The organism is Phenylobacterium sp. J367 (assembly GCF_024699985.1).
Classification (GTDB): Bacteria; Pseudomonadota; Alphaproteobacteria; order Caulobacterales; family Caulobacteraceae; genus Phenylobacterium.
This window is the reverse complement of record NZ_JAJONA010000001.1, coordinates 4,741,191-4,762,347: the sequence shown is the minus strand read 5'-3', so window position 1 is coordinate 4,762,347 and position 21,157 is coordinate 4,741,191. Positions and strand designations below refer to the sequence as shown.

Genomic DNA, 21,157 nt, shown 5'->3' with positions numbered 1-21,157 from the left:
CGCCTCGGGGGCCCATGGTCGCGTGGGCCATGGTCCCCGCCGACCAGATGAAGATCGATGGCGCGACGCGGATCTACGCGTCGTCCGAACACGGCCGGCGCCATTTCTGCGAAGCCTGCGGTACGGGCCTGTTCTACACGAATGAGGCCGTCTTCCCGGGCCTGATCGACGTGCAAACGGCGACGCTGGACGATCCCGCCGCCCTCCAGCCCACGGCGCACATCCAGGTCGCCGAGCGCATCAGCTGGATGGCCACGGCGCACGGGCTGCCAGCGTTCGAGCGATATCCGGGCTGACGGGCGCGCCTGGGCCTAGCCGCCGAGCTCCCTGCGGACGATGGCCGCGCCGTCGGCCATGGCCTTCAGCTTGCCGAAGGCGACCTCCCGGCTGATGTACTTCATCCCGCAGTCGGGGGCGACGATCAGGCGCTCGGCGTCGATGTAGGGCAGGGCCTCGCGGATGCGGGCGGCCACGGTCTCCGCGGTCTCCACATTCGGGTCGTTCATGTCGATCACGCCGTACATGATGTGCTTGGACGGCAGTTCGCGAAGGATCGACGGGTCGAGCTTCGGCTGGGCCGCCTCGATGGAGATGATGTCCACGTCCGAGGCCTCCAGCTCCTCGAGGAAGGCGTAGCCGCCGGGCTTGGACGCGCCCTTGTGGACGTGGGCGTAGCCGAAGCAGATGTGCAGCGCGGTCAGGCCGGGCAGCCCCTTCACCGCCCGGTTGATCGCCTCGATGGCGAACGACCGCGCCTGGTCGGCCTTGGCCTGGAGGTAGGGCTCGTCGAGCTGGACGATGTCGACCCCGGCGGCGAACAGGTCGCGGGCCTCGGCGTTGACCGCGTCGGCGTAGTCGAGGGCCAGCGACCGGTCGTCCGGATAGTGATCGTTCTGCGCCTGCTGGGTCATGGTGAAGGGACCCGGGATGGTGATCTTCACCGGCACGCCGGCGCGGCCCTTCAGGAAGGCGGCGTCCTGGGACTCGATCGGGCCGGTCCGGCGAATCGGGCCGGCGACGCGCGGGACAGGGTTCATGGCCCCGGTGCGGTCCATGGCCATGCCCGGGGGATCGGTTTCGATGCCAGACAGCGCGGTGGCCAGGCGGTTGGAATAGCTCTCGCGGCGCATCTCGCCGTCGCCGACGATGTCGATGCCGGCCAGCTTCTGGTCGCTGATCGCCACGAGGGTTGCGGCCTCCTGCGCGTCGGCAAGCAGGCCCTCGGGAATGCGCCACAGCTCCTTGGCCCGGACCCGGGGCGGCAGGCGCGACTTCAGCCCCTCGCGGTCGATCAGCCAGTCCGGTTGGGGATAGCTGCCGACGATGGTGGTGGGCAGGAGGGGCAGGCCGAGGATCGACATCCGGGTCTTTCCAAATTGATTAGAATTCTATGTATTCCGTAGGAACGGGCGCGGAAGCTGTCAACGCATGCGATTGCGGCGCCGGGGCGGGGATGGAAAAGTCGCTACGATGAAGGACACTCGGTTCTACGCCGATCCCAACAACTCGATCGGCTATCTCACCCGCATCGCCTTCCGCGCCTTCTCGCGGGCGCTGGAGGAACGCACCGCGCCGCACGGCGTCTCGAGCGGGCAGTGGCGCTTCCTGCGCGTGCTATGGCGCGAAGACGGCCTGACCCAGCGCGAGCTGTCCCGACGGGTCGGGATGCGCGAGCCGACCACGGTGATCGCGCTGAAGAGCCTGGAGCGCAGCGGCTTCGTGGAGCGACGCAAGCAGACCGACGACCGGCGCAAGATGCACGTCTATCTGACGCCCGAGGCCAAGGCGCTGGAGGCGGTGCTGATGCCGGCGGTCGCCGAGGTGAATCGTATCGCGCTGGCCGGGCTCACCGAGGCCGAGATCGAGGTGCTGCGCCGGGCGCTGGCTCAGGTCGGCCGCAATCTCTCCCCCGCCGCGGTCGACGAGTTTCCGACCGACAGCGCCGTCTGAAAACAGGGAAAACGGATGACAGTCCGACTGCTCGCCTTCTCAGGCTCGACCCGCACAGGCTCGCTGAACCAGGCCCTGCTGGACCTCGCGGTGCGGGAGGCCGAGAGCCGCGGCGCCGAGGTGACGGCCATCCGGCTGTCGGACTTCGACCTGCCGATCTACGACGGCGACCTGGAGGCGCAGGCGTTCCCCGACGCGGCGCGGGAGCTGAAGGCGCTGATGCGCGCCCACCACGGCTTCCTGATCGCCACGCCGGAGCACAACGGCTCGGTGACCTCGCTGCTCAAGAACGCCATCGACTGGGCGTCGCGTCCGACCGACGGCGAGACGATGGTGACGCTCTCGGCCTTCCGCGGGAAGGTGGCCGGGGTGATGGCCGCCTCGATCAGTCCCTTCGGCGGCCTGCGCGGGGTGCTGCAGCTGCGCCAGATCCTGGGCACCATCCAGACGGTGGTGGCGACCGAGCAGGTGCTGATCCCCTTCGCCCAGAACGCCTTCGACGAGACGGGCGCGCTCAAGGAACCGCTGCCGGCCCAGATCCTGGGTATGACGGTCGCCCGCGTGATCGAGCTCGCCGAAAAGCTCCAGCCCCCGACCAGCTAGGGTCAGCGCTTGAGGTTCGGATCGAAGGGGAGCTGGTAGCCCGTCAGCGTCTGGCGTAGCAGCTTCTTGTCGATCTTGCCGGTGGGCCCGAGGGGGATTTGCTCCACGAAGACCACGTCGTCCGGCATCCACCAGCGGGCGATCTTGCCATCCAGGAAGTCCAGGAACTCCTGCTTGTCCGCCGCCTGGCCAGGCTCAAGCTGGACCAGCAGCACTGGCCGCTCGTCCCACTTCGGATGCACGACGCCCAGCACCGCGCAGAGCGCCGCCTTCGGGTGGCCGACGGCGATGTTCTCCACGTCGATCGAGCTGATCCATTCGCCGCCGGACTTGATGACGTCCTTGGCCCGATCGGTGATCTGCATGTCGCCGTCGGCGTCGATCGTCGCCACGTCGCCGGTGTCGAAGAAGCCTTCCTCGTCGAGCGCCGAACCGGGCGGTGAGCCGTAGTAGGCGCTGGCGATGGTCGGTCCCTTGATCATCAGGCGGCCAAAGGTCTTGCCGTCGTGCGGTAGGCGCTTCCCCGCGTCGTCCACCAGCTTCAGGTCGAGATTGCCCAGCAGGCGGCCCTGCTTGAGCTTGCCGGGGATGGAGTCCTCGAAGCTGAGGCCCGGACGCTTGGGGACCGATATCGTCGCCAGGGGCGAGGTCTCGGTCATGCCCCAGCCCTGGATCACGTCCACGCCGTAGTCATCGTGCAGCGTACGGATGATCGATTCCGGGCAGGCCGAGCCTCCGACCGTGACCCGCTGGAGGGTCGTCAGCTTCCCCTTGGTCTCCTTCAGGTGCGCCAGCAGCATCTGCCAGATGGTCGGCACGCCGGCTGAGTAGGTGACGCCCTCGGTCTCGATCAGCTCGTGCAGGGAGGCGCCGTCCAGCTTCTGGCCCGGCAGCACCAGCTTCGCGCCGACCAGCGGGGCCGAGTACATCACCCCCCAGGCGTTGGCGTGGTACATCGGCACGATCAGCAGGATGGTGTCGCGCGCCGACAGGTTCAGGGCGTCGGGCTGCAGCGTCATCATGGCGTGCAGGTAGTTGGACCGGTGTCCGTAGAGCACGCCCTTGGGATTGCCGGTGGTGCCCGAGGTGTAGCAGAGGCCCGCCGCCGCGTTTTCGTCGAAGCCGCCCCCAGGGCGTGTCCGTGGGCCGCCCGGCGAGCCAGGGCTCAAAGGCCTCGGCGGCGAACGAGGCGGGTGGGACCTCCTCGCTGAGGAAGATCACCTTCCGGATCGTCGGGCACTGGGGAAGCAGCTCCTCCAGCAGCGGCGCGCACGCGGGATCGGCCAGCAGGATCTCGTCGCCGGCGTGATTGGCGATATAGGCGATCTGCTCGAGGAAGAGCCGCGGGTTCAGGGTGTGGAGCACCGCGCCGATGCCCACGGCGCCGTACCAGGCCTCCAGGTGGCGGTCGGAGTTCCAGCCCATGGTGGCGACCCGGTCGCCCGGCTTCACGCCGAGTTCCAGGAGCCCGTGGGAGACCTGTTTGGCGCGCCGGTGGATGTCGGCCCAGGTGCTGCGGGTGACCGGGCCTTCCACGGAGCGCGTCACGATCTCGCGTTCGCCGTGCCAGCGGGCGGCGTGGTCCAGCAGCTTGTCCAGGGTCAGCGACCACTCCTGCATCAGCGCGCGCATCCGGCTTGCGTCCTTTCCCTCACGTGGCCTATGAAGTGGGCATAATACTTAGATTACGAAGTGTCGATACGCCGGCAAACGGCGTCGAGGAATGGGGAGAGCGAGCGTGATCGACGACAGCGACCTGATGGCGAAGGTGGACCGCGAGTTCATCGGTGTGGTCTCCCCCGACCGCGCCGCGCATCCAGGCCGGGGGCCATCCCTGCCAGGGCATCTATACGACGCCGAAGGGCCAGAAGCCCAAGACCGCCTTCATCGCCACGCACTACAACGTCGACTTTTCCGAGCACTACATCGCGCCCTACCTCGCCGCGCGGGGCTACGGCTTCCTGGGCTGGAACACCCGCTATCGCGGCGCCGAGGACCAGTTCCTGCTGGAGCACGCGGTCATCGACATCGGGGTGGGCATGCGCTGGCTCCGCGAGCGGGGCGTCGAGACCATCGTCATCCTCGGCAACTCGGGCGGCGGGTCGCTGATGGGCGCCTACCTGGCCGAGGCGATCCAGCCGACGCTCGGCGACCTGCTGACCGGCCCGGGCCTCGAGGCCCTGAACACGCTTCCCAAGGCCGAGCTCTACGTCTCCTTCAACGCCCACCAGGGCCGGCCCGAGGTGCTGACCGACTGGATGGACGCCTCTGTGGTCGACGAGTTCGATCCGGTGGCCACCGACGAGAGCCTGAACCCCTTCAACCCGGACAACGGCCCGCCCTACTCGGAAGAGTTCATCGCCCGCTACCGCGCGGCCCAGCGGGCCCGCAACCAGCGGATCACCGACTGGGCGAAGGCGGAGCTGAAGCGCCTGAACGACGCCGGCATCCCGGACCGCCTGTTCCCGCTGTTCCGCTGCTGGGGCGACCTGCGGATGATGGACGGCTCCATCGATCCGTCCGAGCGCCAGACGCCCATGTGCTACCGCGGCCATCCGGCGGTGGCGAACCGCACGCCCTCGATCGGCCGCGCGAACAACCTGAAGACCTGGCTCTCCATGTGGAGCCTGGAAACCTCGAAGTGCCAGGGCGCCGAGCAGCTCGCCAAGTTCACGCTGCCGAGCCTGGTGGTGCAGGGGCTGGCCGACACCGGGGTGTTCCCGAGCGACGCCCGGAAGATCTTCGACAACATCGGCTCGACCGACAAGCAGCTCGAGCTGATCAAGGGCTCCACTATTTCGAGGACAGCCGCCAGGAGCGCGACACGGCCGCCGACCTGCTGGCCGACTGGGTCGCCGCCAAGCGCTAGCGGTTCAGCCGCCGGCCTTCGGCTCAGGCGGGCCGAAGGTCAGCGGCGGCCCCCAGTCCTCGCCCAGGAGATGGGCGGTCTTCAGGACCTGCGCCCTGCCGAAGCGTTCGAAGAGCGCCTCGCCCATCAGCACCATGGCCTTCTGCGCGTCGGCCCGCATGGCCTCGCCCTGAGCGGTGAGGGCGACCACCTTCACGCGCCGGTTGGTCGGGTCGTTGGCGAGTTCGACGATGCCGAGCTTCGCCATCTGGATGATCGTGGCGTGGATCGCCTGGCGGCTGACGCCCAGGCGGCGCGCGATGTCGGACGGCCTGCGGACGCCCAGCGCGACATTGGCCATCACCATGGACTGCGGCCGCGTCACCGACGGCCAGCCGCGGGTCCGCAGATAGTTCTGAAGACTCTCGTCGCACCAGTAGAAGCCCTGGAGCAGCGACAGCAGCAGATGCCGGATATCGTCGTCCGCCGTCACGTCGGCCAAGCCTCCCGTCCCCCGAGCCTTGGTGGGGTGCTTGGCCGCCGTTGTCAAAGCGGCCCTATTCGGCGGCGGCGTTGGCCACGCGGGCACGGGTCGTGAAGCCCCGCCAGTCGGCGGTCTTCGGCACCACGCCCTCGAAGGAGGCCAGGTCGACGCGCGGCGTGGCGCTGCGGGTTCCGATCGCCGGTTCGCCGGCCGCGCAGGCCTTGGCGGCGGCCACCATCTGGCGGCGGAACTGGATGATCGCGGCGTCCGACGAGCCGAGGTGGTCCTCGCTGCGGTCGGCGATCGGCCCCATGCTCTCCCACATGGCCATGTCCTGGGTCGGGATGCCGGTGATGCCGGTGAAGTCGCCGGCCTTCATGGCCGCGCGGTCCTGCTCGTAGCGGTTGGCGAGGTTCCGCTTCTTGGTGAAGTCGGGGTTCAGGTCGGGGCCGACCTCCGCCCCGCAGAACTTCCGCCAGGCGTCCTGGCCGATGCCCTTCGTGGGGTGCCAGGCGATCCAGTAGAACATGCAGTTCACATCATCGATCGGCACCAGCATCTGGGCGAGGTTGTACTGGTCATTCGGCGGGATCAGCACCGTGAAGGGCGCGATGAACACCGTCGTGCGGATGTAGACGTGGGTCTCCGGATCTCGGATGGGCCGGCGGATCGCGGCGTAGTGGAAGCCGAAGTCCGTGGCCTCCACCTCCAGCTTCGGCGCCTTGTCGTTCGACGGACGCAGCCAGGCGGTCTCGGTGGCCGTGGAGCCCTCGACCTCGGCGGTCGGCATGTTGGTGGAGTGCAGGCTGGAGGAGTGGGCGCTGTCGATCGAGCCCTCCAGCACCTGGGCCCAGTTGCAGGCCGCGTGCATCTTCACGATGGAGATCGTTCCGGTGGAGGTCGGCGCCCAGGACGGCGTCTCGAAGGGCGCGACGGCCTCGGGATCGCCCATCCAGACCCAGACGAAGCCTGCCGACTCCTCAACGGGATAGGCGCGGTGCTTCAGGTTCATCATCCGGCTGCCGGGCGGCTCGGACGCCATCTCCTGGATCTCGCCCTCCACCCCGAACTTCCAGCCGTGGTAGAGGCAGCGCAGGCCGCAGTTCTCATTCCGGCCGAAGACCAGGGAGGCCCCACGGTGCGGGCACTTCTCGTCCAGCACGCCGACGCGTCCCTTGGTGTCGCGGAACACCACCAGGTCGATGCCCAGCAGACGGGCCTTCACCGGTGTCCCGTCGGCCTCGGCCACTTCCTCGCTCATGCAGGCGGGCAGCCAGTGCTGGCGCATGACCCGGCCCATCGGGGCCTCGCCCTCCACCCGGCAGAGAAGTTCGTTGTCGGCGGGTCTCATCGGCTCTCATTGCAAAAGACTTAGATATCGAAGTATTTTATGGAGGGACGTGGCCGCTGTCCAGCGGCCGGCGCCACGAAGGGTTGAGGGGGGTTGCCGCAGCGTATGTCCGGGCGTGTGCTCCGTCTCGGCGTGGTGGGTCTGAGCCGCGGGTTCGACCTGACCCGGCCAACCCTGGTCGCCGACCCGCGCGTGGTCGTGGCCGGCGCGGCGGACCCGCGCGCGGAAGCCCGCGCCGCGTTCGAATCGGAGTTCGGTGTTGCGGCCTTCGACACCGCGGACGCGCTCTATCGCTCAGGCGGCCTGAACGCGGTCTACATCGCCACCCCTCATGAGAGCCACGCGGAGCTGGCGATCGCCGCGGCGAGGCAGGGCCTCGCCGTGCTGGTCGAGAAGCCGATGGCGCTCAGCGTCGCCGACTGCCGGGCGATGACGCAGGCGGCCGAGGCGGCGGGCGTGGCCCTCGTGGTGGGGCCGAGCCACGGCTTCGACCCGCCGGTGGCCGCCGCCGCCGACCTGATCGCGTCCGGCGAGCTCGGGCGGCCGCGGATGGTCACGCTCACCACCTTCACCGACTTTCTCTATCGGCCACGGCGGCCGGCCGAGCTGGAGACCGCCCAGGGCGGCGGCGTGGTGTTCAGCCAGGCGGCGCACCAGGTTGACGTGGTCCGGCGGCTGATGGACGCGCCCGTGCGGAGCGTCCGGGCCACCGTGGGCGCCTGGGACCCGGCGCGGCCGACCGAGGGCGCGTACCAGGCCTTCCTGACCTTCGAGGGCGGCGGGTCGGCGGCCCTGACCTATTCCGGCTACGGCCGCTACGACACCGACGCCCTGATGGGCTGGGTGGGCGAGACGGGCGTCGCGAAGGATCCTGCGGCCTATGCGGTCGCGCGCCGGCGCCTGCAGAGCGTGCCGGAGGAGGAGCTGAAGGCCGCCCGGGCCTATGGGACCGCGCCGGGCGCGCGCCCGGCCCGTGGGCCACGAACATTTCGGCCTGGCCATTGTCGCCTGCGAGCGCGGCGACCTGCGGCTCACGGCCACCGGCGTCGAGGTCTACGGTCCGACAGAGCGTCGCACCGTCGAGGTCCCGGTGGGGCCGGCGACGCGGCACGGCGTGATCGACGAGCTCTGGGCCGCCGTCGTTGAGGGCCGCCCGCCACTGCATTCCGGCGCCTGGGGGGCGGAGAACCTCGCCGTCTGCCTCGCCATCCTCCGCTCGGCCGCCGAAGGCCGCGAGATCGACATCACCGAAACCTGGAACGCGACATGAGCAAACTCCGGCTGACCCTGGCCTGCTGGGACTACGACCGCACGCGGGCGCTCGCCGACGGCCGCGTCCAGCCGGAAGGCATCGACCTCAACTTCCTGCCGCTGCACGTGGAGGAGACCTTCTTCCGGATGCTGCGGAACCGGGAGTTCGACGTGGCCGAGATGTCGCTGTCGTCCTACTGCGTCTCGCTGACGCGGGAGAACCCGGCGTTCATCGCCATCCCGGTGTTCCCGTCGCGGTTCTTCCGCCACTCCTGCATCTTCGTCTCGGCGAAGAGTGGCATCCGCGAACCGGCGGACCTCGCCGGCAAGCGCTTCGGGGTGCCGGAGTACCAGATGACCGCGCCGGTCTGGATCCGCGGCATCCTCGCCGACGAGTATGGCGTCGACCCGGCCGGCCAGCACTACTTCACCGGCGGCGAGGAGGAGCCCGGGCGCGACGAGAAGCTGAAGCTGAACCTTCCGCCGAAGTTCAAGGTCACGCCCATCGGGCCGGAACAGACGCTGGCCCAGATGCTCGCGGACGGCGAAATCGACGCGCTGCATACCGCCCGCACGCCCTCGACCTTCTATTCCCGCCCTGACGACGTGAAGCGCCTGTTCCCGAACTTCGTCGAGGTGGAGAAGGCCTACTTCCGGCGAACCGGCATCTTCCCGATCATGCACGTGGTCGCGATCCGCCGGGAGGTCTACGAGGCCAACCGCTGGATCGCCCAGTCGCTGTTCAAGGCGTTCAGCGCGGCGCAGGCGATCACCTACGACAACCTCGCCGTCACCTCGGCGCACACGACCATGCTGCCCTGGCAGGTCGCCGCGGTGGAGGAAGCCCGCGCCGAGCTGGGCGACGACTGGTGGCCCTACGGCTTCGCGCGTAACCGCAGCGTGCTGGACACCTTTCTGCGCTACCACTACGAGCAGGGCCTCTCGTCGCGGCGCCTGCAGCCCGACGAGCTCTTCGCCCCGGAAACCTTCGAGACGTTCAAGATCTGATGGAGACGATGCTCCCCCCCCGACCGGAGCCTCGGCTTCCAGGTCCGCCGCTGCCATCGCGCGTTCGACCGTGTGCTGAACGCGCGCCTCGCCCGCGAGGGCTTCTCCAGCGGCTTCTGGTACTTCCTGAGGGCGCTCTGGACCGAGGACGGCGTCACCCAGAAGCGGCTGGCGCAGCTCACCAACGTCACCGAGCCGACCGCCGTGACCGTGCTGTCGGCCATGGACCGGCTGGGCCTGATCAAGCGCGTCCGCAATGCCGACGACCGGCGCAAGATCAACGTTTCCCTGACCCCGCGCGCCCGGGCGCTGGAGCACGAGCTCATCCCGATCGCGATCGGAATCAACCGCGTCGCGGCCGCTGGGGTGTCGGAGGCGGACCTCGCGACCTGCCTGGCGGTGCTCCAGAAGGTGGCCGACAACCTGGCCGCCGAGGCGCGGCGCCTGTCGGCGGAGCCCTCGGAATAGCCGGCTCCGGAAGCGGTCAGCCGATGGCGTGGATGTAGTGACGGACGCCGCCCTCGACCCGCTCGCCGCAACCCACCGCCAGCAGGCCGTTCAGCCAGTCGTAGCGCGGGTCCCCGGTCTCGAAGACGAAGGCCACGCGGATCGAATAGCGGCTGGGGTCCACTTCCGGCTTGGCCGGGTCGCGGAACGCCGCGCCGACGTCGGCCGGCACCACGCTGCGGCCGGTGTAGGTCACATAGATCACCGCCCCGTCGTCGGTCCTCCAGACGGAGCGGGCGTCGAAGGTCCCCAGCGCCGCCCCGTCCACAGCGGTCCCGCTCTCAGGCCAGTTGCCGCCGCCCGGCAGGATGTCGCCGGTCAGGCGCGGGCCCTCGAACCGGCCGCCGGTCACATAGCCCACACGCCGGTTGCGGAACGGCGAGGGCCCGAGCGCCATGATGTCCCCCACCTCGAACGCGGCGACGCACAGGGGCTCGCTCTTCAGGCTCCGGCCGCCGAAATCCAACTCGCTCATCCTCTTCAGACCCTCACCATGAGTTTGCCAACCTGGCCGCCGCCGAACAGCAGCCTCAGAACCTCGGGAAACCGCACCAGCCCGTCCTCGACATGCTCGTGCGTGACGATCGAGCCGTCGGCCAGCCAGGCCGCCAGCGCGTCGCGGGCTTCGAGGTGGCGGGGGCCGTAGTCGTAGACCGAGAAGCCCTCCATCCGGCCGCGTGTCTCGAGGAGCTTCAGGTGGTTCTTCAGGCCGAACTGGCCCACGGCGTTGTAATGGGCGATCCCGCCGCAGAGCGGGATCCGCGCCTTGAAGGCGAGATGCAGCAGCACCTCGTCCAGCACCTCGCCGCCGACGTTGTCGAAGAAGACGTCGACGCCCTTGGGCGCGGCCTGGGCCAGCCGCTCGCTCAGCCGGCCGTCGCGATAGTCGATGCAGTCGTCGAAGCCCAGGTCGCGGACCACGTGGGCGCACTTCTCGGGCCCGCCGGCGATGCCGATGACGCGGCACCCTTTCACCCTGGCGATCTGGCCGGCGATGCTGCCCACCGCCCCCGCCGCCGCGGAGACCACGACCGTCTCGCCCGGCTTCGGCTGCCCGATATCCAGCAGGCCGAAATAGGCGGTAAAGCCGGTCATGCCGAGCGCCCCGAGGTAGCGGGGCAGGGGCGCGACCGCGGGATCGACCTTCATCAGCGTGGTCGTGGGGCCGGTGAAGTGACTCTGGACGCCCAGCAGGCCCTCCACATGGTCGCCGGGGGCGTAGTCCGGAGAGCGGCTTTCCAGCACCTCGCCGACCGCCCGGGCCCGCGGCGTGTCGCCAAGCTGCAGCGGCGGCAGATAGGCGCCGCCGGCCTCCATCTGGTTGCGCAGCGAGGGCGAGACCGAGACATAGCGGACCGCGACCAGGACCTCGCCGTCGCTCGGCGCCGCGACCTCCTCCTGGCGGATGTCCCAGTCGCTTGCCTGCGGCAGGCCGGAGGGGCGGGCCCTCAGCCGGACAACGGTCTTGCGCACGGGCTCCCTCCAATTCGTTAGATATCAAAGTATCGCCATTTCGGCGGATAGCTAGAGGCGGGTTCGCTCGGGCCGTCGGTTCGCCGCCTCATCTCTGTGACCGCAGGGATCGGCGGCCAGTCCGGTGCGTTGGCTCAGCATGCGCTTCGACATCCTCGCGGACCTGACCTACGACTTCCCGATCCGGTGCGAGACGCTGCTGCTGATCGAGGCCGCCCAGGGGCCGGACCAGTTGGTTGTCAGCGAAACGCTCACCATCGATCCCGACGCGGCGGTCGCGCGATTGGACGACGACGGGGCCGGCGAGCGGCGGGCCGTTCTCGACACCGCCGGACGCGTCCGCATCCAGTACGCGGCGACGGTCGACGTGCAGCGCGAGGATGGCGCCTACCAGGACGCCGGGCAGGTGGCGATCCGCGACCTGCCGCATGACGCCCTGGCCTATCTGCGACCCAGCCGGTTCTGCCCATCGGACCGCTTCGAGCGCTTCGCCGCGCGCGAGTTCGGGACCCTCTCGGGCGGCGCCCGGGTGGCCGCGATGGTGGACTGGATCGGGCGGCATCTGGACTACCAGCCTGGCGTCAGCAACTCCGGCACAACGGCGCTCGACACCTTTGTCGACCGGGCGGGGGTGTGCCGGGACTTCGCCCACCTGGCGATCTCGATCTGCCGGGCCAGCGACATCCCGGCCCGCGCCGTCAGCGCCTATGCCTGGAGGCTGGAGCCGCCCGACCTGCACGCCGTCGCCGAGGTCTACCTGGGCGACCGGTGGTGGCTCGTCGACCCGACGGGAAAGGCGCCGGTCAGTGGGCTGGTCCGGGTCGCCGCCGGGCGCGATGCGGCGGACATCGCCTTCATGAGCGTCTTCGGCACGGCGCGGCTCGTCGCCCAGGCGTTCGCGATCGCGGAGGCGGGCGGGGTCAGTAAGACCGCCTGAGCCGGAGCGCCGCCTGAATTCGTGACGAGCGGGGAACTTTACGGCGGAGCTTGAGTTTCCCGAACTTGAGGGGCTTGTTGCGCGGACCTTGGACCGCGCGCCGTCGCGGGCTCCATTCAGCGGCGTCGGGGGACGCGGGGGATCGTGTAATGGCGCTGGTGAAGCGTTCAACCTTGGCCAAGAAGGTCGGGCGGCCTGAGGCCGCGGAGCCGCCGAAACCTGCGCCTGCGCCTGCGCCTGCGCCGCCTGCGCCCCGCAAGCGCGTCCGGCATGTCCGCGCAAACACCGCCGCCGAGCGCATCGGCGCCGCGACCCAGGAACTGGCCAGCGGCATCGCCCAGTCGGCCTCCGCCGCCGAGGAACTGCGGCGCGCCCTGGAACAGATTTCCAGCGCCGCCGAAGAGGCCGCCAAGGCGAGCCATGGATCGCTGATCGCGGTCGGCGCGCTGGCCGCGGGTTTCGCCCAGGCCCGCGAGCGGGCCGACGAGTCGCGCCGCCGTATCGAGACCCTGCAGACCCTTGTCACGGAGACCGTCGCTCAGGCGGACGCGTCCGTCGCCGCCGTGAAGGCCAACGCCGAGCGGCAGCTCGCCTCGGTCGAGGTCGTCGCCGCGCTCGAAGCGCAGGCCGCCGCGATCGGCGAGATCACCGCGGCGGTCGCCGACATGTCCGACCAGACCAGCCTGCTGGCGCTGAACGCCGCCCTGGAAGCCGCCCGCGCCGGCGACCATGGGCGCGGCTTCGCCGTCGTGGCGGACGAGGTTCGCGCGCTCGCCGAAACGGCCGAACGCCGCTCGCGCGATGTGGGCGTCTTGGCCGGCGAGATCCTTCAGGACGTGCGCCTGCTCGCCCAGACGATCCGCGACGCGGCCACGCGCGCTGCCGCCGGATCCGCGGCCGGCGCTGCCGTTTCCGAGACGCTGATCGGCATCCGCACCCGTATGGCGGCCCTGGTCGATGGGGCGCAGGACATCCTCCCTCGCTGCGGTCGAGGCCGACGGCGCGGCCCGTGAGGCGCAACGGGGCGCGGAGACCATCTCCAGCGCCGCGGAGGAGCAGTCCGCCGCCGCCGCCGAGGCCCAGCGCGCCGTTCAGCAGCAGGCGGGCGCGCTGGAGGAGAGCGATCGCACGGCCCATGTGCTCGCCGAGATGGCCGAGGCCCTGCAGGACGAAGGCCAGAACCGGGTCCGCAGCGTCGAGGTCGCGGCCGCGGCGGAGGAGTTGTCGGCCGCGGTGCAGGAGCTCTCTTCGGCCGCCGCAGAGATCCTGGTCGCCATCGACCAGATCAGCCGGGCGCCCAGGGCCAGGCTGCCGCGACCCAGCAGGCCAGCGCCGCCATGGCCCAGATCGAGCGATCGGCGGCCAGAACCCGCGAGGCGGCGACGCACGCGCTCGAGGGCGTGGACGCCGTTCAGCGGGGATTGGACGAGGGCCGCTCCGCAATCGCGGCTATGATCGACGGGGTCGGCGCAGCCCTGCAGGACACCCGTGACGGCTCCGCCCGGGCGGCGTCGCTCGAAGACGCCGGCCACCGGATCGACAAGCTGGTGGACGCGATTTCCCTGATCGCGGTTCAGACGACCATGCTGGCGGTCTCCGGGGCCGTGGAGGCGGCGAGGGCGGGCGAGGCGGGCCTCGGCTTCGCCACCGTCTCGGGCGACATCAGGACGCTCGCGCGCAGATCCGCGGAGAACGCCGACCGGGTGAAGGACGTGGTCCGCGCGCTGCAGTCCCAGATCGCCGCCGTGCGGCGGGACCTCGACCAGGGCGCCCTGGCGATGGAGGCGGAGGTGGCGAAGAATGCCGCGATCGGCGAGCGGCTCGCCACCGTCGTTCAGGAGGTGGACGTCGTGCGCGGCGCCGCCGACGAGACGGTGACGGCGTCTGGCGCGATCACCCGTTCGTCGGGCGAGGTCGCGGCCGGGATGCAGCAGATCGCCTCGGCCGCGGAGCAAGCCGGCGGCGCGGCGGCCCAATGCGCCGCTGCCGCTCGGCAGCAGGCGCGCGGCGCGGAGGATCTCGCCGGCGCCATCGAAGAGATCGCGGAACTCGCCGACGCCCTGCAGACAGAAGAGGCTTGAGGGAGATGTCGCCCGACCGGGCGCTCCTCACCTTCCGCGTCGGCGACCGGCGCCTGGCGGTGGCCGCGGCCGACGTGACGGAGGTGGTGCGTCCGCCCCCGGTGACGCGAGTGCCCCACGCTCCGGCGGCGGTGGCGGGCGTGACCAGCCTGCGCGGCCAGGTGCTGCCGGTGGTGGCGCTGGACTCCCTTCTCGACGTCCCAGGCGGGGACGCCGCCGGTCGCCGGCTCGTGGTGCTGAGCGGCACGCCGCCGCTGGGTCTGGCGGTGGATGAGGTGACGGGACTCGCCGACGGCTATGCCGAGCCTGGCGCCCTGCTGCTCACCGACGAGGGCGAGGCTCGGATTCTGGCGCTCGATACGATGCTGGAGGCGGCGTTCGCCGGCCTGAGCCGGTCGCGCGCCCGGACGGGCGGCGGCCAGGGCGGCGCCGCGCCAGAGGCGTCGAGCGCCGCCGCGGAGCTGGCTCTGCTCGGCTTCGAACTGGCGGGCCAACCCTATGCCCTGCCACTGGAACAGGCGCGCGAGGTGCTGGCCCTCCCGCCGGAGATCTCGGCGCTGCCGCGGACCGACGGGGCGATGCTCGGCGTCACGACCCTGCGCGGGGCGCTGTTGCCGCTGGTGTCCACGGCCGTCCTGCTCGGCCTGCCGCCGCAGCCGCCTGGCCCGGGCTCACGGGTGATCGTGGCGGTGCTGGGCGACGCGCTTATCGGCCTCGTCGTGGACCGCCTGACCTCCATCCTGCGCGCGCCGCCGGACGCGCTCGGCCCGGTGCCTCGGGTCCTGAACCGCGCGGCCGGCGAAGCTCAGGTCGACTCCATGCTGCGCCTGCCCGGCGGGCGGCTGGTTTCGGTGCTGACGCCCGAGCGGCTGTTCCGCGAAGCGAGCGTGGCGCAGATCCTGGAAGACGGTCGGAGGGCCAAGGCCATGGAAGCGACGACCGAGGGCGCCGTGCCGACCGCCGTGCGCAAGCTCCTGATCTTCACCCTTGGCGACGAGGCCTACGGCCTGCCGATCGAGCAGGTGGAGGAAGTCGCCCCCATGCCCGATACGCTCTCGCGTCTGCCGAGGGCGCCGGCCTATGTGCTGGGGGTTATGGCGCTCCGCGGCGCGGTGATCCCGGTCATCGCCCAGCGCCAGCGGTTCGGCGTCGAAGCGGCGGCGCCGGCCGGCCGGCCCCGGGTCGTGGTCTGCCGCCTGGGCGACCTTGTCGCCGGTTTCGCGGTCGACGCCGTGACCGAAATCCTGGAGGTCCGCGAGGAACTTCTGGGAAAGGCGCCCGAGCTCGCCGGTTCCGGCCAGGTGTTCGATCGCGTGGTCCGGCTTGACGACAAGGGGCGCGTCTTGCTGGTGGTCGATCCGCAGGCCCTGCTGGAGCGGGCGGAGGCCGACCTGATCGCCGACCTCGTGCGCGAGGCGTCGGCCGGCCCGTGATCCGCATCCTGGTCGTCGACGACTCGCCGCTGGTCCGACGTCTGCTGGCCGAAGTGTTCCGGGCGGCCGGAGACTTCGAGGTCGCCTTCGCGCGCGACGGCGTCGAGGCGCTCGAGATGCTGAAGTCCTTCGAGCCCCACGTGATCACGCTCGACGTGCAGATGCCGAGGCTCAACGGGCTGGCCTGCCTGGATCGGATCATGGTGGAACGACCCACCCCCGTGGTCATGCTGTCCTCGCTCACAGCGGAAGGCGCCGCCGAGACCGTGGAGGCTCTGGCGCTCGGCGCGGTCGACGTGGTCGCCAAGCCGTCCCGGGCCATGTCGCTGGAGATCGAAGCCTTCGGACCGCTGCTCCTGGAGACGGTGCGCACCGCCGCGCGCGCCCGGATCCGGCGGACCCACCGGCTGGCCGAGCGGGTCCGCAGCAGTCTGGCCGCGGCCGTGGAGCCGCGGCCGCGCGACCGGGCCCGCACCAGTCGGCGGCCGGCCCGGCTGGGCGTCGCTGGGCCGGCGACGTCGTCGGAAGCCGGCCTGGTCGTGGTGGGCTGTTCGACAGGCGGGCCGCCTGCGCTCGACGCGCTGCTCGCGCCGCTGCCGGCCGACTTCCCCTGGCCGATCCTCGTCGCCCAGCATATGCCGCGCGCCTTCACGGGGCCGCTGGCGCGGCGGCTCGATGGCCTCTGCGCGCTGGAGGTGACCGAGGTGACGGCGCCGACGCGCGTCGAGCCGGGCAAGGTCTACATCGCCCGTGGCGACGCCGACATGATCCTGGTGCGGCGCGCGGAGGGCATCTTCGCGCTGTCGGCCCCGGCCCACCCCGACCATCGTTGGCATCCGAGCGTCGAACGCCTGATGGAGAGCGCGCGCGGCGTGCTGCCGGCCCAGCAGCTGGCCGGCGTCCTGATGACCGGGATGGGGTCGGACGGCGCGCGGGCGATGGCGCAGCTCCGGGCCGACGGCGGCTGGACCTGCGCCGAATCGGAGGAGACGGCGGTCGTCTGGGGCATGCCCGGCGAGTTGGTGCGGGCGGGCGGCGCCACGGTGGTCGCCCCGCTCGAGGAGATCTCCGCGGCCCTCCTGGCGGCGCCCCGATGAGCGAGACCGCCCTCACGCCGGCCGACCTGGAGCGGATCTGCCGCTATCTCTACGACCGCACCGGAATGGTCTACGGCGAGAGCAAGCGCTACTACGTCGAGCGGCGGGTGGCCGACCGCATGGCGGCGGCGAACGAACCGGCCTTCAGCGGCTACCTCGCCCGGCTCCGCGCCGACCCGGCCGAGCTGGCGGCCTTCATCAGCGCCTTCACCGTCAACGAGACCTATTTCTACCGGGAGGAGCATCAGCTCCGCTGCCTGTCGCAGAACCTGCTGCCGGAGATCGTCCGCCACAAGGGGCCCGGCGACAAGGTCCGCATCTGGTCGCTGCCCTGTTCGACCGGGGAGGAAGCCTACTCCATCGCCATCTGGCTGCTCGAGAACTGGCCGATGGTCGACGCTTATCATGTGGAGATCGCCGGCTCGGACATCGACGCCGCCGCGCTCGCCCAGGCCCGCCTGGGGCGCTACGGCGAACGCGCGCTGGCGCGGCTGCCCCAGGATGTCGCGCAACGGTACTTCGAGCCGGCGGTCAACGGGGAACGGGAGATCATCCAGGATCTGAGGGAGTCCGTCACCTTCTCGTCGGCCAACCTGATGGAAAGCTCGACGCTCGCCGCGCACGGCCGGTTCGAGGTGATCTTCTGCCGCAATGTGCTGATCTACTTCGACGACGCGGCGCGCGCCCGTGCGGTCGACAATCTCTACACGGCCCTGCAGCCCGGCGGCTTCATCTGCCTTGGCCACACAGAGTCGATGACGCGCATTTCCGAGCGGTTCAAAGTGCGGCGGTTCAAGGACGCGGTCGTCTACCAGCGTCCGGAGGACGACGCATGAGCGACGACCTGCTGGCCGCCTTCGTCGAGGAGGCGAGGGAGCTCCTGGACCAGGCGGCGGACGACCTGCTGGCCCTGGAGCGAGGGCCCGACGACACCGCCGCCCTGGAAGGGCTGTTCCGGGCGACCCATACGCTGAAGGGTTCGGGCGGACTGATCGGCTTCACGGCGCTGGAGCAGGCCTTCCATGCCGCCGAAGACCGGCTGAGCGAGGTGCGGCAGGGCGCGCGCCAGATCGACCCTGGCCTCGTCGGCGCGCTGGCGGCGGCCGTTGAACAGGCCGAGCTCTGGGTGGAGGCCATCGCCGCGAGCGGCGAACTGCCCGGCGACGCCGCCGTAGAGAGCTCGGCCCTCGTCGCGCGGCTCGGGGCCATGGACGCCGCCGCGGCGGCCCCCGACCGCGCGCCCACCGCCGACTGGGCGGAAGCGTTGCGGCGCGAGGCGCCGGGCGTTGCGGGCCCGCTGATCGCCTTCCGTTACACCCCGAATGCGGGCGTCTACTTCTCGGGGGACGATCCGGTCGCCGTGGTCGCCACCGTCCCCGGCCTCGTCCACCTGCGCCTCGACAGCCGGACGCCGCCGGAGCCCGACCCGGCCTATGATCCGTTCACCTGCAATCTCGTACTGAGCGGCCTCAGCGCCGCTCCGCTCACGGCCCTGCAGGCCGCCTTCCGCTTCGTCGCGGACCAGGTGGCGTTCGCCGAGCCGGCCGAGCGGGTTTCCCAAGGCGAGCCGCCCCTCGCCGCACGGTCCGGGACCGAGCCGCAGGCGCGATCGCTGCGGGTCGACGCCGCACGCGTCGACGCGCTCGCCGCCAGCGCGGACGACCTCGTGGTCGCCAAGAACGCGCTCACCCAACTGCTCGCGCAGGCCGCCGCGACGTCGCCGCCCGGCCTGGCGCGCAGCCTCGCCGCAGCCCAGGCGGACCTCGACCGGCGCATCGCGCGGCTGCACGAGACCATCGGCCGGATGCGCCTTGTCCCGCTCGCGCCCCTGTTCCGGCGATTCCCGCCCATCGTGCGGCAGCTCGCGGCCAGTCTCGGCAAGTCCGTGGACCTGGTCCTTTCGGGCGAGGGCGCGGAGGTCGACAAGGCCATTGCCGACGGACTCCACGAGCCGCTGCTGCACCTCATCCGCAACGCCATCGACCATGGGATCGAGCCCACCGCCGAGCGGCGCGCGGCGGGCAAGCCGGTTCCGGCGCTCCTCAGGCTCTCCGCCATGCCGGCGGGCGACCAGATCGTCATCGAGCTCGCCGACGACGGTCGCGGCCTCGACATCGCCCGTGTCAGGTCCACCGCGGTTCGCCGGGGACTGGCCTCGGCCGAAGCCCTGGCCGCCATGTCGGACGATCTCGCCGCGGACCTGATCTTCCGGCCGGGCTTCTCGACGGCGGCGTCGGTCACCGAGCTTTCGGGACGGGGCGTGGGCCTGGATGCGGTCCGCGCCCGCACCGCCGCCCTGGGCGGGGAGGTGAGCGTTCACACCATACGGGAGCGCGGGACGCGCTTCGTCCTTCGCCTCCCGGTTCGGGTGAGGCTGGCGCGTCTCATGATGGTGGAGGCCGCCGGCGAGACATTCGGCGTGCCGCTGGAGAGCGTCGTCGAGGCGACCCAGGTGGCGCCCGGCAGCCTGACGCCCGTCCGCGCGGGGCGAGCGCTCGTCTGGCGCGACCGCCCGGTGCCCCTGCTGTCCCTCGCGGGGCTGCTGGCGATGCCCGGGCCGGACCCGGCCGAGCGTGACCTGAAGGTGATGATCATCCGCTCCGGCGACGAGCTCGCCGCCGTCAGCGTGGACGCCTTCGGCGACCGTATCGAAGCGCCGCTCCGCCCGCTGGCCGGCGTGCTCGCCCGCGTCCCGGGGGTGCTCGGCAGCAGCCTGTTGGGCGATGGCCGCGTTCTGATGGTCCTCGACATCCCGGAGCTGATCGGATGACCGTTCGTCGGGAGGACAACATCGCCTGGCTGGAAGGCGTCTGCCGGGTCGAGGAAGCCGAGGTGCTGGCCGGGCACCTGGGCGCCGGCGCCGGCGTCGTCGATCTCTCGCGCTGCCAGGGGTTGCACGCCGCCGTCGTCCAGGTGTTGCTGGCCTGGCGCCCCCAGCTGCGCGGCGCGCCCGACGAGGCGTTCCTGCGAGACCATCTCTTGCCGGCGCTCGCCGGCGACGCCCACATGACGACAAGCGCCCTTGTGGGCGATAAGGAAGCAGCCCCTTCCGCCCCCGGGAGCGAAAGGATTGAAGGAGTTCGGATTTGACGACTGTCCTCATCGTTGACGACAGCAAGCTGGCCCGCATCGTGGTCGGCAAGGCCGTGGCCGCTCTGCAGCCTGAGTGGACCCGCCTCGAAGCCGGCAACGCCGACGAGGCCCTGGCGGTGCTGGAAGCCCACCAAGTCGATGTGGTGGTGCTTGATTTCAACATGCCGGGCCGCAATGGGCTGGAACTGGCGGAGGAACTGCGCGCTCGCTCTCCCGAGATGCCGATCGCGCTCGCCACCGCCAACGTTCAGGACGAGGTCATCGGCCGGGCCCGCGCGGCCGGCGCGACCTTTGTGCCCAAGCCGATCACCGAGGACAGTCTCCGAGGCTTCCTCTCCGGCGCGGCGCTCAAGCTGCGTCAGGCCGGGAAATGACCGAAGGCCGGATCTATCTCAGCGAGCTCGAGGTCGACGCCCTCACCGAGCTGGTGAACATCTGCGTCAGCCGCGCCGCCGCCAGCCTGCGCCAGATGGTCGGTCGCCAGGTGTTCCTGTCGGTCCCTTCGGTTGAGGTGGTCGGCCGGGCCGACGCCGTCAACCTGATGGCCGAGCGCGAAACCGGCGGCCTGGTGGCGGTGCGCCAGGACTTCGACGGCGCCTTCGCCGGCCGCGCCCTGCTGATCTTTCCCGAGGCCAACAGCATGGCCCTGGTCCAGGCGGTGACGGGCGGCGAGCTGAGCGACGCCGACATGCGCGAGTTCGAGGACGAGGCGCTGGCGGAGACGGGCAATGTGGTGCTCAACAACTGTCTCGCCACCATGGCCAACATGCTCCAGCGGCCGCTGGAGATGTCGCTGCCCGGCGTCATGCGCGGCGAGGGCGCGCGGCTCTTCCAACTGGACGAGGCGGCGACTGCCGACGGCGTGGTCCTGTTCCTCTACATCAACTTCGCCATCAGCGAGCGGGACATCCGCGGCTACATCGCCGTGCTCATGGATCTGTCCTCGCTGGACTCCCTGAAGACCCTGATCGCCGAGTTCATCGCCCGCGTGGTCGGCCCGTCCGCGGCGGCGGAGGTCTGAGCGCTTGGCGGGGCCGCATG

At 70.9% G+C, this 21,157-nt stretch carries 24 protein-coding genes and 1 pseudogene; 19 read left to right on the top strand and 6 right to left on the bottom strand.

The features are described 5' to 3' along the window. Positions 1-14 precede the first annotated feature (14 nt). A complete protein-coding gene (locus LRS04_RS25320) occupies positions 15-296 on the top strand; it encodes a GFA family protein (protein ID WP_257818848.1) in 282 nt (93 codons plus the stop codon). Between the two features lie 15 nt (positions 297-311). On the opposite strand, the gene LRS04_RS25315 is transcribed toward LRS04_RS25320, so the two are convergent. Then, positions 312-1,361 carry a hypothetical protein gene (locus tag LRS04_RS25315; RefSeq protein WP_257818846.1) on the bottom strand — a complete coding sequence of 350 codons (1,050 nt, stop codon included), beginning with the start codon at positions 1,359-1,361 and terminating at the stop codon, positions 312-314. 109 nt (positions 1,362-1,470) lie between these two features. On the opposite strand from LRS04_RS25315, the gene LRS04_RS25310 reads away from it, so the two are divergent. Beyond that, entirely contained in the window at positions 1,471-1,950 is a 480-nt protein-coding gene (locus LRS04_RS25310; protein ID WP_257818844.1) for a MarR family winged helix-turn-helix transcriptional regulator, read from the top strand. A gap of 15 nt (positions 1,951-1,965) precedes the next feature. Further along, positions 1,966-2,553 (top strand): NADPH-dependent FMN reductase, encoded by a 588-nt coding sequence (locus tag LRS04_RS25305; RefSeq protein WP_257818843.1) that lies wholly within the window; start codon positions 1,966-1,968, stop codon positions 2,551-2,553. 2 nt (positions 2,554-2,555) lie between these two features. On the opposite strand, the pseudogene LRS04_RS25300 reads toward LRS04_RS25305, so the two are convergent. Then, positions 2,556-4,185: pseudogene (locus tag LRS04_RS25300) on the bottom strand (long-chain-fatty-acid--CoA ligase). Between the two features lie 1,009 nt (positions 4,186-5,194). Between LRS04_RS25300 and LRS04_RS28585 the strand changes: the two are divergent. Beyond that, on the top strand, positions 5,195-5,422 hold the full coding sequence (locus tag LRS04_RS28585) for a hypothetical protein (protein WP_374577035.1): 228 nt from the start codon (positions 5,195-5,197) through the stop codon (positions 5,420-5,422). Positions 5,423-5,426: 4 nt separating this feature from the next. Here LRS04_RS28585 and LRS04_RS28580 read toward each other — a convergent pair whose 3' ends face one another. Both LRS04_RS28580 and LRS04_RS25290 read right to left on the bottom strand, forming a co-directional pair. Next, the gene (locus LRS04_RS28580) at positions 5,427-5,762 is read right to left on the bottom strand and encodes a MarR family winged helix-turn-helix transcriptional regulator (protein WP_374577332.1); all 336 of its coding nucleotides are present in this window, start codon (positions 5,760-5,762) and stop codon (positions 5,427-5,429) included. A 196-nt stretch (positions 5,763-5,958) separates the two neighbouring features. After that, on the bottom strand, positions 5,959-7,236 hold the full coding sequence (locus tag LRS04_RS25290; RefSeq protein ID WP_257818841.1) for a Rieske 2Fe-2S domain-containing protein: 1,278 nt from the start codon (positions 7,234-7,236) through the stop codon (positions 5,959-5,961). Positions 7,237-7,329: 93 nt separating this feature from the next. Between LRS04_RS25290 and LRS04_RS25285 the strand changes: the two genes are divergently transcribed. The 4 genes from LRS04_RS25285 to LRS04_RS25270 all read left to right on the top strand — a co-directional run bounded on the left by LRS04_RS25285 (position 7,330) and on the right by LRS04_RS25270 (position 9,963). Continuing rightward, a complete protein-coding gene (locus tag LRS04_RS25285) occupies positions 7,330-8,382 on the top strand; it encodes a Gfo/Idh/MocA family protein (RefSeq protein ID WP_257818840.1) in 1,053 nt (350 codons plus the stop codon). Then, on the top strand, positions 8,351-8,506 hold the full coding sequence (locus tag LRS04_RS25280; protein ID WP_257818839.1) for a hypothetical protein: 156 nt from the start codon (positions 8,351-8,353) through the stop codon (positions 8,504-8,506). Before LRS04_RS25285 ends, LRS04_RS25280 begins: the two co-directional genes overlap by 32 nt. Continuing rightward, entirely contained in the window at positions 8,503-9,495 is a 993-nt protein-coding gene (locus tag LRS04_RS25275) for an ABC transporter substrate-binding protein (protein ID WP_257818837.1), read from the top strand. Before LRS04_RS25280 ends, LRS04_RS25275 begins: the two co-directional genes overlap by 4 nt. A 72-nt stretch (positions 9,496-9,567) precedes the next feature. Further along, the gene (locus LRS04_RS25270) at positions 9,568-9,963 is read left to right on the top strand and encodes a MarR family winged helix-turn-helix transcriptional regulator (protein ID WP_257818836.1); all 396 of its coding nucleotides are present in this window, start codon (positions 9,568-9,570) and stop codon (positions 9,961-9,963) included. A 16-nt stretch (positions 9,964-9,979) separates the two neighbouring features. On the opposite strand, the gene LRS04_RS25265 is transcribed toward LRS04_RS25270, so the two are convergent. Both LRS04_RS25265 and LRS04_RS25260 read right to left on the bottom strand, forming a co-directional pair. Further along, positions 9,980-10,477, bottom strand: a complete 498-nt coding sequence (locus tag LRS04_RS25265) for a DUF3237 domain-containing protein (RefSeq protein ID WP_257818834.1) — start codon at positions 10,475-10,477, stop codon at positions 9,980-9,982. A gap of 5 nt (positions 10,478-10,482) precedes the next feature. Beyond that, positions 10,483-11,475 (bottom strand): NADP-dependent oxidoreductase, encoded by a 993-nt coding sequence (locus LRS04_RS25260; RefSeq protein ID WP_257818833.1) that lies wholly within the window; start codon positions 11,473-11,475, stop codon positions 10,483-10,485. A 124-nt stretch (positions 11,476-11,599) separates the two neighbouring features. On the opposite strand from LRS04_RS25260, the gene LRS04_RS25255 reads away from it, so the two are divergent. The 11 genes from LRS04_RS25255 (at position 11,600) to LRS04_RS25205 (ending at position 21,137) form a co-directional block, all read left to right on the top strand. After that, the gene (locus LRS04_RS25255; RefSeq protein WP_257818831.1) at positions 11,600-12,412 is read left to right on the top strand and encodes a transglutaminase family protein; all 813 of its coding nucleotides are present in this window, start codon (positions 11,600-11,602) and stop codon (positions 12,410-12,412) included. A gap of 173 nt (positions 12,413-12,585) precedes the next feature. Beyond that, positions 12,586-13,425, top strand: a complete 840-nt coding sequence (locus LRS04_RS25250; RefSeq protein WP_257818830.1) for a methyl-accepting chemotaxis protein — start codon at positions 12,586-12,588, stop codon at positions 13,423-13,425. Next, positions 13,370-13,867: a hypothetical protein gene (locus tag LRS04_RS25245; RefSeq protein ID WP_257818829.1), complete on the top strand. Its 498-nt coding sequence runs from the start codon at positions 13,370-13,372 to the stop codon at positions 13,865-13,867. Before LRS04_RS25250 ends, LRS04_RS25245 begins: the two co-directional genes overlap by 56 nt. Next, complete coding sequence (locus LRS04_RS25240; RefSeq protein ID WP_257818828.1) at positions 13,864-14,493, top strand: methyl-accepting chemotaxis protein; 630 nt, start codon at positions 13,864-13,866, stop codon at positions 14,491-14,493. The genes LRS04_RS25245 and LRS04_RS25240 overlap by 4 nt, the downstream gene beginning before the upstream one ends. Positions 14,494-14,498: 5 nt before the next feature. Further along, complete coding sequence (locus LRS04_RS25235) at positions 14,499-15,926, top strand: chemotaxis protein CheW (protein WP_257818827.1); 1,428 nt, start codon at positions 14,499-14,501, stop codon at positions 15,924-15,926. Next, positions 15,923-17,023, top strand: a complete 1,101-nt coding sequence (cheB, locus tag LRS04_RS25230; protein ID WP_257818825.1) for a chemotaxis-specific protein-glutamate methyltransferase CheB — start codon at positions 15,923-15,925, stop codon at positions 17,021-17,023. Before LRS04_RS25235 ends, cheB begins: the two co-directional genes overlap by 4 nt. Further along, complete coding sequence (locus LRS04_RS25225) at positions 17,020-17,859, top strand: protein-glutamate O-methyltransferase CheR (RefSeq protein ID WP_257818824.1); 840 nt, start codon at positions 17,020-17,022, stop codon at positions 17,857-17,859. The genes cheB and LRS04_RS25225 overlap by 4 nt, the downstream gene beginning before the upstream one ends. Further along, positions 17,856-19,793: a chemotaxis protein CheA gene (locus LRS04_RS25220; RefSeq protein WP_257818823.1), complete on the top strand. Its 1,938-nt coding sequence runs from the start codon at positions 17,856-17,858 to the stop codon at positions 19,791-19,793. Before LRS04_RS25225 ends, LRS04_RS25220 begins: the two co-directional genes overlap by 4 nt. Next, entirely contained in the window at positions 19,790-20,113 is a 324-nt protein-coding gene (locus tag LRS04_RS25215; RefSeq protein WP_257818821.1) for a hypothetical protein, read from the top strand. The genes LRS04_RS25220 and LRS04_RS25215 overlap by 4 nt, the downstream gene beginning before the upstream one ends. Then, entirely contained in the window at positions 20,110-20,490 is a 381-nt protein-coding gene (locus LRS04_RS25210; protein WP_257818819.1) for a response regulator transcription factor, read from the top strand. Before LRS04_RS25215 ends, LRS04_RS25210 begins: the two co-directional genes overlap by 4 nt. Then, the gene (locus tag LRS04_RS25205; RefSeq protein WP_257818817.1) at positions 20,487-21,137 is read left to right on the top strand and encodes a chemotaxis protein CheX; all 651 of its coding nucleotides are present in this window, start codon (positions 20,487-20,489) and stop codon (positions 21,135-21,137) included. Before LRS04_RS25210 ends, LRS04_RS25205 begins: the two co-directional genes overlap by 4 nt. Positions 21,138-21,157: the final 20 nt, after the last annotated feature.